General features: G+C 77.6%; 1 protein-coding gene. It reads right to left on the bottom strand.

Translation table 11 applies throughout. The annotated features are described in order from the left end of the window. Window positions 1-135: 135 nt before the first annotated feature. The coding region (locus tag PUR26_RS01055) for a hypothetical protein (RefSeq protein WP_329868280.1) at window positions 136-331 on the bottom strand (196 nt) is incomplete at its 5' end.

Below are 331 nucleotides of genomic sequence, written 5' to 3'. Positions count from 1 at the left end.
GGTCGCCAGCACCGTCACCCCCGGACACACCCCCACCAGCCGCTCCGCCACCACCGCGCCCGCACCCCCCCCCTGCTCCCCGTGGTCCAGCACGACCCGCATCCGCCGCCCCGCGCACTCCTCCACCAGCAGCGCCTACGGATCACCCCCCGGCCCCTCCTCCGCCCGCAGCCCCTCGGCACCGGCAGGGAGGTGCTGGGTCGCGCTGGCCCCGAGGGCGGTTAGCAGGGCCTGTGGGGGGGGGACGTGGTAGGTGACGGGAGCGAGCTCCGCGAGGCTCAGCACGTCGGGCCTCCCGTCGGCGCCGGGCTCGGCGGTGGCGGTGAGGTTC

Source organism: Streptomyces sp. SP18CS02 (genome assembly GCF_036322365.1).
Lineage (GTDB): Bacteria > Actinomycetota > Actinomycetes > Streptomycetales > Streptomycetaceae > Streptomyces.
This window is presented reverse-complemented; position numbering and strand designations above follow the sequence as displayed.